13 protein-coding genes are annotated in these 15355 nt (G+C 70.5%); 12 read left to right on the forward strand and 1 reads right to left on the reverse strand.

All coding sequences use genetic code 11. The features are described from left to right. The first annotated feature begins 62 nt into the window (after positions 1-62). The 10 genes from ACFQ7F_RS24295 to ACFQ7F_RS24340 all read left to right on the forward strand — a co-directional run bounded on the left by ACFQ7F_RS24295 (position 63) and on the right by ACFQ7F_RS24340 (position 12357). Entirely contained in the window at positions 63-3335 is a 3273-nt protein-coding gene (locus ACFQ7F_RS24295) for a S41 family peptidase (RefSeq protein ID WP_383273798.1), read from the forward strand. Between the two features lie 824 nt (positions 3336-4159). Then, positions 4160-4513, forward strand: coding sequence for a histidine triad nucleotide-binding protein (locus ACFQ7F_RS24300; protein ID WP_383273768.1), 354 nt, complete (start codon positions 4160-4162; stop codon positions 4511-4513). 14 nt (positions 4514-4527) lie between these two features. Then, positions 4528-5436, forward strand: a complete 909-nt coding sequence (locus ACFQ7F_RS24305; RefSeq protein WP_383273770.1) for a ribonuclease Z — start codon at positions 4528-4530, stop codon at positions 5434-5436. A gap of 13 nt (positions 5437-5449) precedes the next feature. Continuing rightward, positions 5450-6451 (forward strand): adenosine deaminase, encoded by a 1002-nt coding sequence (locus tag ACFQ7F_RS24310; protein ID WP_383273772.1) that lies wholly within the window; start codon positions 5450-5452, stop codon positions 6449-6451. A gap of 155 nt (positions 6452-6606) precedes the next feature. Next, entirely contained in the window at positions 6607-7797 is a 1191-nt protein-coding gene (locus ACFQ7F_RS24315; protein WP_383273774.1) for a macrolide family glycosyltransferase, read from the forward strand. Between the two features lie 111 nt (positions 7798-7908). Continuing rightward, positions 7909-9012, forward strand: a complete 1104-nt coding sequence (locus tag ACFQ7F_RS24320; RefSeq protein WP_383273776.1) for a carbohydrate kinase family protein — start codon at positions 7909-7911, stop codon at positions 9010-9012. 140 nt (positions 9013-9152) lie between these two features. Then, a complete protein-coding gene (locus tag ACFQ7F_RS24325) occupies positions 9153-10187 on the forward strand; it encodes a PhoH family protein (protein WP_383273778.1) in 1035 nt (344 codons plus the stop codon). A 13-nt stretch (positions 10188-10200) separates the two neighbouring features. Next, positions 10201-10698, forward strand: coding sequence for an rRNA maturation RNase YbeY (gene ybeY / locus ACFQ7F_RS24330; protein ID WP_383273780.1), 498 nt, complete (start codon positions 10201-10203; stop codon positions 10696-10698). A 4-nt stretch (positions 10699-10702) separates the two neighbouring features. Then, positions 10703-12004 carry a hemolysin family protein gene (locus tag ACFQ7F_RS24335; RefSeq protein ID WP_383273782.1) on the forward strand — a complete coding sequence of 434 codons (1302 nt, stop codon included), beginning with the start codon at positions 10703-10705 and terminating at the stop codon, positions 12002-12004. Then, positions 12001-12357 (forward strand): MmcQ/YjbR family DNA-binding protein, encoded by a 357-nt coding sequence (locus ACFQ7F_RS24340; RefSeq protein ID WP_383273784.1) that lies wholly within the window; start codon positions 12001-12003, stop codon positions 12355-12357. The genes ACFQ7F_RS24335 and ACFQ7F_RS24340 overlap by 4 nt, the downstream gene beginning before the upstream one ends. Before the next feature lie 13 nt (positions 12358-12370). Here the strand turns inward: ACFQ7F_RS24340 and ACFQ7F_RS24345 are convergent, their stop codons facing one another. After that, positions 12371-13807: an MFS transporter gene (locus ACFQ7F_RS24345; RefSeq protein ID WP_383273786.1), complete on the reverse strand. Its 1437-nt coding sequence runs from the start codon at positions 13805-13807 to the stop codon at positions 12371-12373. Between the two features lie 84 nt (positions 13808-13891). Here ACFQ7F_RS24345 and ACFQ7F_RS24350 point away from each other — a divergent pair, with 84 nt between their 5' ends. Together ACFQ7F_RS24350 and ACFQ7F_RS24355 are read left to right on the forward strand one after the other, a co-directional pair. Beyond that, the gene (locus ACFQ7F_RS24350) at positions 13892-14809 is read left to right on the forward strand and encodes a helix-turn-helix transcriptional regulator (protein WP_383273788.1); all 918 of its coding nucleotides are present in this window, start codon (positions 13892-13894) and stop codon (positions 14807-14809) included. A 26-nt stretch (positions 14810-14835) separates the two neighbouring features. Continuing rightward, positions 14836-15198, forward strand: coding sequence for a cytidine deaminase (locus ACFQ7F_RS24355; RefSeq protein WP_383273790.1), 363 nt, complete (start codon positions 14836-14838; stop codon positions 15196-15198). The last annotated feature ends 157 nt before the right edge of the window (positions 15199-15355 follow it).

Here is a 15355-nt window from a genome sequence, read left to right on the forward strand (position 1 = left end):
CAGGCAAGAGATCCAAAACGCTGCCCGGGTCCGCCGCGGCTGCCTAGGCTGGCTTTGTGACACTGACTGGGCACTCTGCGTATCTCCGGTTTCCGCATCTGCGCGGCGAGTTGGTCGCCTTCACGGCTGAGGACGACGTCTGGGTCGCGCCTCTCGACGGTGGTCGGGCGTGGCGCGTCAGCGCCGACAACATGCCCGTGAACCACCCCCGCATCTCCCCGGACGGGACGACCGTCGCCTGGACGTCCACCCGTGACGGTGCCCCCGAGGTGCATGTCGCGCCGGTCGACGGCGGCTCCTCCAAGCGGCTCACGTACTGGGGGAGTTCGCGTACGTCGGTGCGGGGCTGGACTCCGGGCGGACAGGTCCTCGCGGTCAGCACGTACGGCCAGGCCTCGCTGCGCCGCAGTTGGGCGCGGGCCGTACCGCTGGACGGCGGCCCTGCGGACACCCTGCCGTACGGCATCGTGGGCGATGTCGCGCACGGCCCGCGGGACGGCCAGGTCCTGCTGCTCTCCGCGCCGATGGGGCGCGAGGCCGCCTGGTGGAAGCGGTACCGCGGCGGCACGGCGGGCAAGCTCTGGATCCGGAGCGGGGCCGCGGGCGATGTCGGCGCGGGTGGCGAGGCCCGCTTCGTACGCGTCCATGAAGAGCTCGACGGGAACATCGAGTACCCGCTGTGGGTGGGGATTGGGGCCTCCCCTGCTCAAGCGGAGCCGAGAGCTCGGGGACGGATCGCCTTCCTCTCCGACCACGAGGGTGTCGGCGCCGTCTACTCCTCGCTGGCCGATGGCTCCGATCTGCGGCGGCACACCGGTATCGACGGCTTCTACGCCCGGCACGCGGCTACCGACGGCACGCGGGTCGTCTACGCGTCGGCGGGTGAACTCTGGCTCCTCGACGACCTGGTGGACGCCGAGCCGCGCCGCGTCGACATCCGCCTCGGCGGCCAGCGCACCGACCTCCAGCCGTTCCCCGTGAGCGCGGCGCGCTGGTTCGGCGCCGCAGCCCCCGACCACACGGGGCGGGGCAGCGCCGTCTCCGTGCGCGGCGGCGTGCACTGGGTGACCCACCGGGAGGGGCCCGCCCGCGCGCTCGCCGTCGAGCACGGGGTGCGGGCGCGGCTGCCGCGGACGTTCCGCGTCGACGGCGAGGAACACGTCGTCTGGGTGACGGACGCGGAGGGCGACGACGCGCTCCAGTTCGCGCCCGCCACGGGGCTCTCACCGGGGGCGACGCCGCGCAGGATCGCCGCAGGCCAGCTGGGCAGGGTGCTCGGGCTCGCCATGGCGCCCGACGGCAGCAGGGCCGCCGTCGCCTCGCACGACGGGCGGGTGCTGCTCGTGGAGCGGGAGAGCGGGGAGGTGCGGGAGGTCGACCGCGGTGAGCACGGGGATGCCGGCGGGCTCGTCTTCTCGCCGGACTCGGCCTGGCTCGCGTGGTCGCATCCCGGGCCGCGGCCGCTGCGGCAGCTGAAGCTGGCGAACACGGCCGACCTCTCCGTGTCCGAGGCGACGCCGCTGCGCTTCCGCGACTACGCGCCCGCGTTCACCCTCGACGGCAAGCACTTGGCGTTCCTGTCCGCGCGGGCCTTCGACCCCGTCTACGACGAGCACGTCTTCGACCTCGCCTTCGTCGGCGGATCGCGGCCGTATTTGATCACGCTGGCGGCTACTACGCCCTCTCCCTTCGGGCCGCAGCGGCACGGACGCCCCTTCGAGGCACCCGACAAGGACGAGACCCCGGACAGCGAGGGCTCGCCCGTCACGCGCATCGACCTGGACGGGCTCGCGGACCGCATCGTGCCGTTCCCGGTGGAGGCCGCCCGTTACTCGACCATGAGGGCCGCCAAGGACGGCGTCCTGTGGCTGCGGCACCCCGTGCGGGGCGTCCTCGGCGCATCCCGCGCGACCCCGTCGGACCCCGACCCGCAGACCGAGCTCGAACGCTACGACCTCGTCCAGCAGCGCATCGAGGAACTGTCGTCGGACGCCGATCACTTCGCCGTCAGCGGTGACGGCAAGCGGGTGCTGCTGTGGGCCGACGGGAAGCTGAAGGTCGTGCCCAGCGACCGGCGGGCCTCCGGCGACGAGAGCTCCGACTCGAACATCACCGTCGACCTCACACGGGTCCGCCAGACGGTCGATCCGGCCGCGGAGTGGCGGCAGATGTACGACGAGGCCGGGCGGTTGATGCGGGACAACTTCTGGCGGCCCGACCTGGGCGGGATCGACTGGGACGGCGTACTGGACCGCTACCGTCCGGTGCTCGACCGGGTGGCCACGCACGACGACCTCGTGGACTTGTTGTGGGAAGTCGCCGGAGAGCTGGGGACATCGCACGCGTACGTCATCGGGGGCGGGGCCTGGGGAAGCCCGGCGGTGCGGCAGGGGCTGCTCGGCGCGGATGTCTCGCGGGGCGCGGACGGGGCGTGGCGGATCGACCGGGTCCTCCCCTCCGAGACGTCGGACCCCGCCGCTCGCTCGCCCCTCGCCGCGCCCGGGGTCGCCGTGCGGGCCGGGGACGCGTTGCTGGCCGTCGCGGGGCGGCCGGTCGATCCGGTGACGGGTCCTGGGCCGTTGTTGGTGGGGACGGCGGGGAAGCCGGTGGAGTTGACGGTGTCGCCCGCGGGCGGCGGCGATCCGCGCCACGCGGTGGTGATCCCTGTGGACGACGAGGAGCCGTTGCGCTACCACGCGTGGGTCGTGGACCGGCGTGCGTACGTCCACGAGCGGTCCGGCGGACGGCTCGGGTATCTGCACGTGCCGGACATGCAGGCGCCCGGGTGGGCGCAGATCCACCGGGACCTGCGGGTGGAGGTGGCCCGGGACGGGCTCGTGGTGGACGTCCGCGAGAACCGTGGCGGGCACACGTCGCAGTTGGTGGTGGAGAAGCTCGCCCGGAAGATCGTGGGCTGGGACCTGCCGCGGGGTGCGCAGCCTTTCAGCTACCCGGCGGACGCGCCTCGCGGGCCTGTCGTTGCCGTCGCCAACGAATTCTCCGGTTCCGACGGGGACATCGTGAACGCGGCGATCAAGGCCCTTGGGATCGGGCCCGTGGTGGGAACGCGGACGTGGGGCGGGGTGATCGGGATCGACAGCCGGTACAGGCTGGTGGACGGGACGCTGGTGACCCAGCCGAAGTACGCGTTCTGGCTGGAGGGGTACGGGTGGGGCGTCGAGAACTACGGGGTTGACCCGGACGTGGAGGTGGTGACGACCCCGGAGGACTACGCGGCGGGCCGGGACCCGCAACTGGACGAGGCGATCCGCCTGGCGCTTGCCGCGCTATCGGCTACGCCGCCCAAGACGGCACCGGAGCTGCCGGGGGTCTGAGGTGGGGTGCGGGTTCTCGCCGGGGGCGGGTGCGGGTACTGCGGTGCGGGTCCGTCTGTGGGGGCGGGGCCGCGCCGGTATGTCCGTCCTCGCTATCCGCTACTGGTCGTTGCCCGCTTCGGCTGGGGGAGCGCTGAGTACCGTGCTCCGGGCAGACATACCGACACGTCCCCTCGCGTGCGCGGCCGACTGCGGGCGGGTAGGGGCTGGCCGCGTGTGGCTGGGGCAGGTCGCGCCCCAGCCGCCGTCCACCGCCCCGGCCTTCGCCTGCACGAATCGCTGCGGCCCGGGTGCCCCTACTGTGCAGATCACCCACCCAGCCGCGCTGCTGTACGTGCGGCCCCGCGCCGCGCTCACCGTCGGCACCGCCCCCGCCTGTGCAGGTCGCCCGCCCACCCCCACCTGCTGTACGCGCCCCCCACCCCGTCCGCACCGATCGCACCCGCCCCCGCCTGTGCAGGTCGCCCGCCCACTCCCACCTGCTGTACGCGCCCCCCACCCCGTCCGCACCGATCGCACCCGCCCCCGCTGTGCAGGTCGCCCGCCCACCCCCACCTGCTGTACGCGCCCCCCACCCCGTCCGCACCGATCGCACCCGCCCCCGCCCGTGCCATCCCCCACCCTTTGGCACCGCGGGGTAATCGGGCGGGTGGGCGGGAGAGCTTGTTCGTCAGGGAGTGGATGCGGGGTGATCGGGCGGGTGGGTGGGAGAGGTCTGTTCGGGGAGGAAGGGGTGCCGGGGGCTGAGGGGAGGGGCCGGGCGTGGGCGCAGCCCGGATAGCATGCGGGGGCATAGTGAATCAGTGAGAAGCGGAGGCGCAACAATGGCGGGAGAACCGCAGGCAGACTGCCTGTTCTGCAAGATCGTCGCAGGTGACGTACCCGCGACCCTCGTGAGGGAGACGGCCACGACCGTCGCCTTCCGGGACATCAACCCGCAGGCCCCCACCCACGTACTGGTCATCCCCAAGGCGCACTACCCTGACGCCGCCACCCTCGCCGCCGCCGAACCCGCCATCGCCGCCGACGTCCTGCGCGAGGCCGGCGAGGTCGCCGCCGAGGAGAAGGCGGAGAGTTACCGCATCGTCTTCAACACCGGCGCCGGCGCGGGCCAGACCGTCTTCCACGCGCACGCCCACGTCCTCGGCGGACGCGGCCTGCAGTGGCCTCCGGGATAACGGGAAAACTCGCCTTGTCCGTACGTGAACTCGTGGTCCTGGGCACCGCAAGCCAGGTCCCCACCCGGCACCGCAACCACAACGGTTACGTCCTGCTCTGGGACGGCCAGGGCATCCTCTTCGACCCCGGCGAGGGCACGCAGCGGCAGATGCTGCGTGCCGGGGTCGCCGCGCACGATCTGCACCGGATCTGTGTCACGCACTTCCACGGTGACCACTCGCTTGGCCTGCCCGGCGTCATCCAGCGGATCAACCTGGACCGGGTCCCGCACGACGTGACCGTGCACTTCCCGCGCTCCGGTCAGCACTTCTTCGACCGGCTGCGGTACTCCACCGCCTATCGCGAGACCGTCCAGCTCGTCGTCGAACCCGTCGCGGGAGATGGGCCGTTGGCCGTCGCTCCCTCCTACGCGCTCGACGCCGTCAAGCTCTCACACCCCGTCGAGTCCTTCGGCTATCGGGTCACCGAACCCGACGGGCGGCGGATCATCCCCGAGCTGCTCGCCGAGCGCGGCATCTCCGGACCCGACGTGGGCCGCCTACAGCGCGACGGTGTGCTGCGGGGCATCACACTCGACGAGGTGAGCGTGGTCCGGCGGGGACAGCGGTTCGCCTTTGTGATGGACACCCGGCTGTGCGACGGCGTCCACGCCCTTGCCGACGGCTGCGACATGCTCGTCATCGAGTCCACCTTCCTGAACGAGGACGAGCAGCTTGCCCTCGATCACGGGCACTTGACCGTGGGGCAGGCCGCCCGGGTCGCCGTGCAGTCCGGTGTGCGGCATCTCGTACTGACCCACTTCAGCCAGCGCTACCCCGACCCCGGCGTTTTCGAGCAGCAGGCCCGGGATGCGGGATTCGACGGTGAACTCACCGTCGCACAAGACCTGTTGCGTGTACCTCTGCCCAAACGAACCACCTGAGTGAGCCGCCGTCATGCCCCTTCCCAAAGCCGAACTCCACCTCCACATCGAGGGGACGCTCGAACCCGAGCTGGCCTTCGCCCTCGCCGCCCGCAACGGCGTCACCCTGCCGTACGCGGACACCGAAGAGCTGCGCAAGGCCTATCTCTTCGACGACCTGCAGTCCTTTCTTGATCTGTACTACGGGCTGATGGCCGTGCTGCTCACCGAGGACGACTTCGAAGAGCTTGCCGACGCCTATCTGGCGCGCGCCGCTCAGCAGGGCGTGCGGCACGCCGAGATCTTCTTCGACCCGCAGGCACACATGGTGCGCGGCGTCGGTATCGGCACCGTGATCGAGGGGCTCGGGCGCGCCCTGGAACGCAGCGAGGAGCGGCACGGGATCTCGACCCGGCTCATCATGTGTTTCCTCCGCGACCAGTCGGGCGAATCGGCTCTGGAGACGCTGGAGGCCGCGAGGCCCCATCTGCACCGGATCATCGGCGTCGGCCTCGACTCCGCCGAGGTCGGGCACCCGCCCGCCAAGTTCCGTGAGGTGTACGAGGCCGCCGCCGCGCTCGGCCTGCGCCGGGTCGCCCACGCGGGCGAGGAAGGTCCGCCCGCGTACATCACGGAGGCCTTGGACGTGCTCGGTGTCGAGCGCATCGACCACGGGCTGCGGTGTGTCGAGGACCCGGAGCTCGTGGAGCGCCTCGTGCGTGAGCGGATTCCGCTCACGCTCTGCCCGCTGTCCAACGTCAGGCTGCGCGCCATCGACGTACTCGAAGAGCATCCGTTGGCGCGGATGATGGACGCCGGGCTGCTGTGCACGGTCAACTCCGACGACCCGGCGTACTTCGGCGGCTATGTCGACGACACCTTCCACGCCGTACGGGAAGCCCTCGGGCTCGACCAGGAGCGGCTGCGCAAGCTCGCCCGCAACTCCTTCGAGGCGTCCTTCCTCGACGGGAGCGCGGAGGACGAGGCGCTGCGCACCCGGTACCTCGCCGAGGTCGCGGAATATTCGTTCGACTGATCGTCGGGGCGGAGTTATGGTCCGCTCATGGATTCCATGGTTCAGCTCTACGGCTGACACGCCGTCATAGGCCCGAGCGCCCCGCTGATCAGCGGCTGCGCCGGGCCGTCGTGTCCTCTTCCGTAGCAGTCGAACCACACGAAGGAACCCATCTCATGAATCCTCGACCGTCCCGTCGCCGTGCCCATATCGCCATGGTCGGTGTGCCGATGGTCAGCCACGTGCTGCCCGGCCTGGAGATCATCCGCGAGCTGGTGGCGCGCGGCCACCGGGTGACGTACGCGAACGACCCGGCGACCCGCGAGCTGATCGAGCCCACCGGCGCCGAACTCGTCCCGTGCGTCTCGACGTTGCCGTTCAAGGACAACATCTGGCCCGAGGACGGGATCGCCGCCAGCGGTCTGTTTCTGGACGACGCGATGGCGGTGCTCCCGCAATTGCGCTCGTTCTACGACGACGACCCCGCCGACCTGTATCTGTACGACATCGGCGCGTACGTCGCCCGTGCCCTTGCCGAAGGGCAGCAGCGGCCGTTCGTGCAGCTGTCGCCCACCTTTGTGGCCTGGGAGGGCTACCAGGAGGAGGTCGGGGCGCAGATCCGGCAGCTTCCCGGGGCCCTCGACCTTGAGGCGCGGTTCGGGGAGTGGCTCGCGGGGAACGGCGCCACGACCCTGGACGTCGGCACCTTCTCGGGGACGCCAGACCGTGCCGTCGCGATGATCCCCCGGGCCATGCAACTGTCCGCCGACCGGGTCGATCCGAAGCGGGTCGACTTCGTCGGGCCCTGCTTCGGGGACCGGTCGGGGCAGGGGAGCTGGCAGCGGCCCGATGGCGCCGAGAAGGTGCTGCTCGTGTCGCTCGGCTCCGCGTTCACCCAGCAGCCCGACTTCTACCGCAACTGCGTGGCCGCTTTCGGCGGGCTCGCGGGGTGGCACGTGGTGCTGCAGATCGGCAAGCACGTGGATCCCGCGGAGCTCGGGGATGTGCCGGCGAATGTGGAAGTGCGTTCGTGGGTGCCGCAGTTGGCGATCCTGGAGCAGGCCGACGCGTTCGTCACGCACGCGGGCATGGGCAGCAGCAGTGAGGGGCTGTTCAGCGGAGTGCCGATGATCGTGGTGCCCCAGAGCGCCGAGCAGCCTCTCAACGCGGACCGGCTCGTGGAGCTGGGCGTCGCGCGCAGGATCGACACCGCCGATGCGACGCCGGACGCGCTGCGGACTGCTCTCCTCGAGCTGACCTCCGACCCCGACGTCGCGCTTCGGGCCGCCCGGCTCAAGGCCGAGGTGCGGGCCGAAGGAGGGACGGCTCGGGCCGCCGATCTCGTTGAGGCGGAGCTCGGCGAGTAGGGCGAGGACAAGCGCCGGACGGGCTGAATTTCCAGCTCGTCCGGCGTTGGCTCCCTGCGGGCCACGCCCGTAAGCGCCGCCCCCATCAGCTTCGTCCGTTACGTTTCCTGCATGGTCGTACCTCTCAAACCCAGCATCGACCCGCTCAAGGCAAGTCGCAGAGCAGGCGATCCGCTCTGTGACGTCTTCCTCACCGGGACGGTTTTCCTCGACATCATCTTCACCGGACTCGACTCCGCGCCCGTACGCGGCACGGAGTCCTGGGCGCGCGGGATGGGGTCGAGCCCAGGAGGCGTCGCCAATATGGCGACCGCGCTCTCGCGGCTCGGCCTGCGCACCTCGCTCGCGGCGGCCTTCGGGGACGACCACTACGGGGAGTACTGCTGGGACGCGCTCGAACAGGGCGAGGGCATCGACCTCCAGACGTCGCGCACCGTGCCCGGCTGGCACTCCCCGGTGACCGTCTCCATGGCGTACGAGGGCGAGCGGACCATGGTCAGCCACGGGCACGAGCCGCCCCCCGACGCCGATTCGCCGGACGGCGGCGCCCCGGATTGCCCGCCACGCGCGCGTGCCGCCGTCGCCTCCCTGACGCCCGGCACACGCGCGCCATGGATCGCCGAGGCCGCGCGCACGGGCACGCGGATCTTCGCCGACGTCGGATGGGACGACACCGGGCGCTGGGATCTGGCGGGCCTCGCCGACCTGGAGCACTGCGAGGCCTTCCTGCCGAACGCGGAAGAGGCCATGCGCTACACCCGGACCCAGTGCCCCCGCGCCGCCGCCCGTGCACTGACCGAGCACGTACCGCTCGCTGTGGTGACGCTGGGTGCGGAAGGGGCGTACGCGGTGGACGGCAGGACCGGCGAGACCGCCGAGGTTCCGGCCATCGCGGTGGAGGCGCTCGATCCGACGGGGGCCGGTGATGTCTTCGTGGCGGGCTTCGTGACCGGCACCCTCGCCGGGTGGCCCCTCGCGGACCGGCTAGCCTTCGCGGGGCTCACGGCGGCGCTCTCGGTGCAGGAGTTCGGGGGGTCCCTCTCGGCGCCGGGCTGGGCGGAGGTCGCCACGTGGTGGCGGACCGTGCGGGAGGTCGACGACCAGGACCCGGTGGCGCTGCGGCGGTACGGGTTCCTGGAGGGATTGCTTCCGGAGGCCACCCGTCCGTGGCCGCTGCGGCGGGCTGTGCCCACCATCGGGTTCAGGTCGGCGTAACAGGTCGTACAGCTGTGCGTCACCGGAGTGGAAAAGCCCTACGGCGGTGACAGTGGGGCGTCGTACTCTTGTCAGTGCAAGGCTGTCGAGCGGCCACCAAGCCCCGCATGAGGAGGATGAGCAGGCCATAGTGCCGGCCCATGACTCAGACACCCACAGCTCGTACCCCTGCCCAGGGCCAGTCACGAGCACACTTCACCGTCCCGGCGAACCACCCGATGGTGACGGTGCTCGGTTCCGGAGACGCCCTGTTGCGCGTGATCGAGAAGGCCTTCCCGGCGGCCGACATCCATGTCCGGGGCAATGAGATCAGCGCTGTCGGTGACGCCCATGAAGTCACCCTCATCCAGCGTTTGTTCGATCAGATGATGCTGGTGCTCCGCACCGGTCAGCCGATGACGGAGGACGCAGTGGAACGCTCGATCGCCATGCTCAGGGCGGACGAGGCGGGAGAGGGCGACGGTCCGGAGACCCCGGCCGAGGTCCTCACGCAGAACATCCTCTCGTCCCGCGGCCGCACGATCCGCCCCAAGACGCTCAACCAGAAGCGCTATGTCGACGCCATCGACAAGAACACCATCGTGTTCGGCATCGGCCCCGCGGGCACCGGCAAGACGTACCTCGCCATGGCCAAGGCCGTGCAGGCGCTCCAGGCCCATCAGGTCAACCGCATCATCCTGACCCGCCCCGCCGTCGAGGCCGGCGAGCGGCTCGGCTTCCTGCCGGGCACGCTCTACGAGAAGATCGACCCGTATCTCCGGCCGTTGTACGACGCGCTGCACGACATGCTCGACCCCGACTCGATCCCGCGCCTGATGGCCGCGGGGACCATCGAGGTCGCCCCGCTGGCGTACATGAGGGGTAGAACTCTCAATGACGCGTTCATCATTCTCGACGAGGCGCAGAACACCAGCGTCGAGCAGATGAAGATGTTCCTCACGCGCCTCGGCTTCGAGTCGAAGATCGTGATCACGGGCGACGTCACCCAGGTCGACCTGCCGAACGGCACCAAGTCGGGTCTGCGGCAGGTCCAGGACATCCTGGAGGGCATCGACGACGTGCACTTCTCGCGGCTCACGTCCCACGATGTCGTACGGCACAAGCTGGTCGGCCGTATCGTCGACGCGTACGAGAAGTACGACGACAGTCAGCAGAACAAGAAAAACGGGAAGTAGCGGAAGCCGCACCATGTCGATCGACGTCAACAACGAATCCGGAACCGAGGTCGACGAGCAGGCGATCCTCGACATCGCCCGCTACGCCCTCGCGCGGATGCGCATCCACCCGCTCTCCGAACTCTCGGTGATCGTGCTGGACGCCGACGCCATGGAGCAGCTGCACGTCCAGTGGATGGACCTGCCGGGACCGACGGACGTCATGTCCTTCCCGATGGACGAGCTGCGTCCGCCCGCCAAGGACGAGGAGGAGGCCCCGCAGGGCCTCCTCGGCGACATCGTGCTCTGCCCCGAGGTCGCCCTCAGGCAGGGCAAGGAATCGCCCACCGAGCACTCCATGGACGAGGAGCTCCAGCTGCTCACCGTCCATGGGGTGCTCCACCTGCTCGGGTACGACCATGAGGAGCCGGACGAGAAGGCCGAGATGTTCGGCCTCCAGGCGGCCATCGTCGACGGCTGGCGCGCCGAGAACGGCCTGACCGGGCCGTCTCCGGCGCCCACCGTCTCCTGACGCCATGAGCTTCCAGCTGATCGCGGGCGCCGTCGCCCTTGTCGTCGTCGCCTGGCTCGCGGCCTGTGCCGAGGCGGGCATCGCCCGTACCTCCAGCTTCCGGGCGGAGGAGTCGGTCCGCTCCGGGCGGCGCGGCAGCGCGAAGCTCGCGCAGGTCGCCGCCGACCCCACCCGCTATCTCAACGTGGCGCTGCTCGTGCGCGTCGCGTGCGAGATGGCCGCGGCGTCCCTGGTGACGTACGCCTGCCTGAACGAGTTCACCGAGACCTGGCAGGCGCTCGCCGTCGCCATCGCGGTGATGGTCCTCGTGTCGTACGTGGCCGTGGGCGTCTCGCCGCGCACCATCGGGCGCCAGCACCCGCTCAACACGGCGACGGCCGCCGCGTACGTCCTGCTGCCCCTTGCCCGCGTGATGGGCCCGATCCCGCCGCTCCTGATCCTCATCGGCAACGCGCTCACGCCCGGAAAGGGCTTCAGGCGCGGCCCGTTCGCCTCCGAGGCCGAGCTGCGCGCGATGGTCGACCTCGCGGAGAAGGAATCCCTCATCGAGGACGACGAGCGCCGCATGGTGCACTCCGTCTTCGAGCTCGGCGACACCCTCGTACGCGAAGTCATGGTGCCCCGCACGGACTTGGTCGCCATCGAGCGCTTCAAGACGATCCGCCAGGCGCTCACCCTCGCCCTGCGCTCCGGCTTCTCCCGCATCCCGGTGACGGGCGAGAGCGAGGACGACGTCGTCGGCATGGTGTATCTGAAGGACCTCGCCCGCAAGACGCACATCAACCGCGACAGCGAGTCGGACCTGGTGTCGACGGCGATGCGCCCGGCGACGTTCGTGCCCGACACGAAGAACGCGGGGGACCTGCTGCGCGAGATGCAGCAGGAGCGCAATCACGTCGCCGTCGTCATCGACGAGTACGGCGGCACGGCCGGGATCGTCACCATCGAGGACATCCTCGAAGAGATCGTCGGCGAGATCACCGACGAGTACGACCGTGAACTGCCGCCCGTCGAAGAGCTCGACGACGGCTGCTACCGCGTCACCGCGCGCCTGGACATCGGTGACCTCGGCGAGCTCTTCGGGCTCGACGAGTTCGACGACGAGGACGTCGAGACCGTGGGCGGCCTGCTCGCCAAGGCGCTCGGCCGGGTGCCGATCGCCGACGCGTCGGCCCTTGTGCCGCTGCCGGACGGCCGACAGCTGCGGCTCACCGCGGAGTCCGCGGCGGGGCGGCGGAACAAGATCGTGACGGTGCTCGTGGAGCCGGTCGCGCCCGAGGGCGCGGAGAAGGAGACGTCGGCGTGAAGCCGCAGGAACTGCGCGCGTTCTGCTTGTCCTTCAACGACGTGGTCGAGGAGTTTCCGTTCGGCCCCGACGCCTCGGTGTTCAAGGTCGCCGGGAAGATGTTCGCGCTCAGCTCGCTGGACGCGAAGCCGCTGACCGTGAACCTGAAGTGCGAGCCTGAGATCGCGGTCCAGCTGCGGGCCGCGCACCCGGAGATCGCGCCGGGGTGGCACATGAACAAGCGGCACTGGAACACCGTGACGGTCGACGCGAAGCTCCCGGACCAGCAGGTCCGGGAGCTTGTCGAGGACTCGTACGACCTGGTGGTCGCGGGTCTTCCGAAGGCGGTACGACTGCGGCTCGACCGGCCCTAGGCGTGACGAGGACCTAGGCGTTACGTCGGGTGCGCAGGCCCACCGTGACCAGGGCCGCCGCCACGAGCACCACGGCCGCGTCGATCAGGAGGACCGTCCGCGTCCCGGCCAGGAGATCCGTGCTCGTGGTCGCGAGGACCCCCAGGAGGGGGATGCCGATCGTGATGCCCACCTGCTGCGTGGACGTCACCAGGCCCGTGGCCAGGCCCTGCTCCTCGTCCGGGACACCCGACGTGACGGTCACGCCGTACGAGATGATCGCGCCCAGGTGGAACATGCTCGCCACCGATACGCCCGCCGTGGCGAGCCAGACGGAGCCGGTGCCGTCGTCGATGCCGAGCAGCGACGCGATGAACAGGCCCTGACCCAGGAGCGATACGGCGAGGGTGCGGCGCGCTCCGAAGCGGCTGATGACCTTGGGCGCGTAGATACCGGAGACCACCGAGAGCACGCCCTGCACGCCGAAGACGAGACCCGTCTGGAAGGCGGAGAGCTTCAGGACTTCCTGGAGGTAGAGCGTGAGGGCGAAGATGACCGCCGACATCATCGAGAAGGTGACGAGGCCGCCGAGATTGCCCCATGCGACCGTCCGCCGCCGCAGCATCGGCAGCGAGACGAGGGGGGACGCGGCGCGCGACTCGATGTATCCGAAGGCCGCGAGCAGCAGGATGCCGGTGATCAGCGTGACGATGACGTCCGTGCCGCCGAAGCCGCGTTCGGCGGCCGTGGAGAGCGCGTAGATCAGGGCGAGCAGACCACCGGTGACCGTGACCGCGCCGGGGATGTCGAGGCGGGGGCGGTCCGGGGTGCGGGACTCGGGCAGGAGGCCCGGGGCGAGCGGCAGCACGATCAGCACGAAGAGGGTCAGCAGGCCCATCGTGGAGCGCCAGCCGAGCGTGTCGGTCAGTACGCCGCCGAGCACCATGCCGACCGTGAAGCCGAGCGAGAGCAGCGTGCCGGATATCCCCAGCGCCCGGTCCCGCTGGGGGCCTTCGGGGAACGTGGTGGTGAGCAGCGACATGCCGGTCGGCACGATGGCCGCCGCGCCCACGCCCTGCAGCGCGCGCCCGGCGAGGAACGACGCCGGGTCCCAGGCGAAGGTCGCGAGCACCGAGGCGAGGCCGAACAGGGCGAGGCCGCCGAGGAACAGCTTGCGCCGCCCGAACAGGTCGCCGGTGCGGCCGAAGAGCAGCAGGAAGCCACCGGAGGGAAGGGCGAACGCGGTCACCGCCCACTGCAGCGCGGACTGGCTCATGCCCAGGTCGGCGCCGAGCACGGGCAGCGCCACGTTAAGCACGGAGAAGTCGAGCGCGACCATGAACTGGGCGGCGCAGAGCACGAAGAGGACGAGCTTGTCGCGGGAGGAGAGCTTGGGGGCCTGGTCCGCATGGGGCTGCGTGGTGGGGGCCGTGGCCTTGGTGGACGGGGGAGTGGTGGTGTCGATCGCCATGAGATGAGCTTCGGGCGTCAGGAATAGCCGTGGGGAGCCAGAACTTATGCTGGTGGTCGGAACACCAGGCAGGGGGGACTGCGCATGGCGGGGACGAGTGAGGCAGTGGCGAGGGTGCCGCAGGACGCGTCCAAGGCACGGAGGCTCGGTGAACTGCGCGAGTTCCTGATGAGCCGCCGCGCCCGGGTCAGCCCGGCGGAGGCGGGGCTGCCGGACGGCGGGGCGCGGCGGCGTACGCCGGGGCTGCGCCGCGAGGAGGTCGCCGTGCTCGCAGGGGTCGGCGCTTCCTGGTACCAGTGGCTCGAGCAGGGCCGCGACATCTCGGTGTCGCCGCAGGTCCTGGACTCCGTGGGGCGCGTCCTGAAGCTGTCGAGCGCCGAGCGGCGGCATCTGTACGTGCTCGCCGGGCTCAATCCGCCCGCGCCCGAGGTCGAGCAGGCCGACCGGGACATGTGCGAGGGGCTGCAGCGCCTGATCGACACATGGATGCCGTACCCGGCGCACATCATGGACCGCTACTACAACTGCGTCATGTACAACGACGCGGCCGGGATGGTCTTCGGGATGCGCCCCGAGATCACCCAGAACTGCCTCGTGGACTTCTTCACCGACCCCATCTACCGCTCCCGGAGCGTGAGTTGGCGGACCAACGCGGAGAACGTCGTCGCGCAGTTCCGTGCGTCGTGCTCCGAGACGCCGGACGACGAGGGGTTCCAGGCGGTCCTCGCCGAGCTGCGGGAGTCGGCGGGCGAGGAGTTCACCGAACTGTGGGAGCGGCGGGATGTGCGGCCCGCGGGGGTCGTCCACAAGGAGCTCATCCATCCGCTGGTGGGGGCGTTGCACGTCGAGTCGACGGCGTTGCGGGTGCCGGCGCGGCCCGACCTGACGATCGTGCTGCACACGCCGTTGGCGGAGGCGGATACGGCGGCGAAACTGGAGTGGCTCGCGTCGCCCGAGGGACGCCGGGGGTCCATGTATCCCGTGGCCCCGATGGCCATGTAGCTCTCTCTGCTCCGTATGCTCGGCGTATGACCGAGAGTGCCGCGCTTGACGCGCTTGATGCTGAGGACCGGAAGATCGTTACGCTGGCTCGTTCGGCGCGGGCGCGGAACGGGGTGGCCGAGGGGGCCGCTGTGCGGGACGAGACGGGGCGTACGTATGTCGCCGGGACGGTGTCGCTCGACTCCCTGAAGCTCTCCGCTCTGCGTACCGCCGTCGCGATGGCTGTCGCCTCCGGCGCGGAGTCCCTGGAAGCAGCGGCGGTCGTCTCCGCCGAGGAGGCGCTGTCTGCCGAGGACCTTGCCGCTGTGCGGGACCTTGGCGGGGCCGGGACGCCGGTTTTCCTGGCGGGGCCTGATGGGGAAATCCGGGTGCGGGTTCAGGCGAACTGATTCATTCCCCAACCCCGCCCCTTCCCACAAACCCGCTCGGCGCGGGGGCCCTGTGCCTTGTGCGTACCGTCATCACCGGCTCCGCCGAGTTCGTCCTCAATCGCCGGACGGGCTGAGAATTCAGCCCTCCGGCGTTTGAGGAGCGGGGGTCTGGCTG

This window comes from Streptomyces sp. NPDC056486 (assembly GCF_042795295.1).
Taxonomy (GTDB): Bacteria; Actinomycetota; Actinomycetes; order Streptomycetales; family Streptomycetaceae; genus Streptomyces.

Excerpts from the sequence above, each read along its gene's own strand:
- ACFQ7F_RS24350 (WP_383273788.1), top strand. The coding sequence starts at position 13,892 with ATGGCGGGGACGAGTGAGGCAGTGGCGAGGGTGCCGCAGGACGCGTCC.
- ACFQ7F_RS24320 (WP_383273776.1), top strand. The coding sequence starts at position 7,909 with ATGGTCGTACCTCTCAAACCCAGCATCGACCCGCTCAAGGCAAGTCGC.
- ACFQ7F_RS24355 (WP_383273790.1), top strand. The coding sequence starts at position 14,836 with ATGACCGAGAGTGCCGCGCTTGACGCGCTTGATGCTGAGGACCGGAAG.
- ACFQ7F_RS24310 (WP_383273772.1), top strand. The coding sequence starts at position 5,450 with ATGCCCCTTCCCAAAGCCGAACTCCACCTCCACATCGAGGGGACGCTC.
- ACFQ7F_RS24315 (WP_383273774.1), top strand. The coding sequence starts at position 6,607 with ATGAATCCTCGACCGTCCCGTCGCCGTGCCCATATCGCCATGGTCGGT.
- ybeY (WP_383273780.1), top strand. The coding sequence starts at position 10,201 with ATGTCGATCGACGTCAACAACGAATCCGGAACCGAGGTCGACGAGCAG.
- ACFQ7F_RS24325 (WP_383273778.1), top strand. The coding sequence starts at position 9,153 with ATGACTCAGACACCCACAGCTCGTACCCCTGCCCAGGGCCAGTCACGA.
- ACFQ7F_RS24345 (WP_383273786.1), bottom strand. The coding sequence starts at position 13,807 with ATGGCGATCGACACCACCACTCCCCCGTCCACCAAGGCCACGGCCCCC.
- ACFQ7F_RS24335 (WP_383273782.1), top strand. The coding sequence starts at position 10,703 with ATGAGCTTCCAGCTGATCGCGGGCGCCGTCGCCCTTGTCGTCGTCGCC.
- ACFQ7F_RS24300 (WP_383273768.1), top strand. The coding sequence starts at position 4,160 with ATGGCGGGAGAACCGCAGGCAGACTGCCTGTTCTGCAAGATCGTCGCA.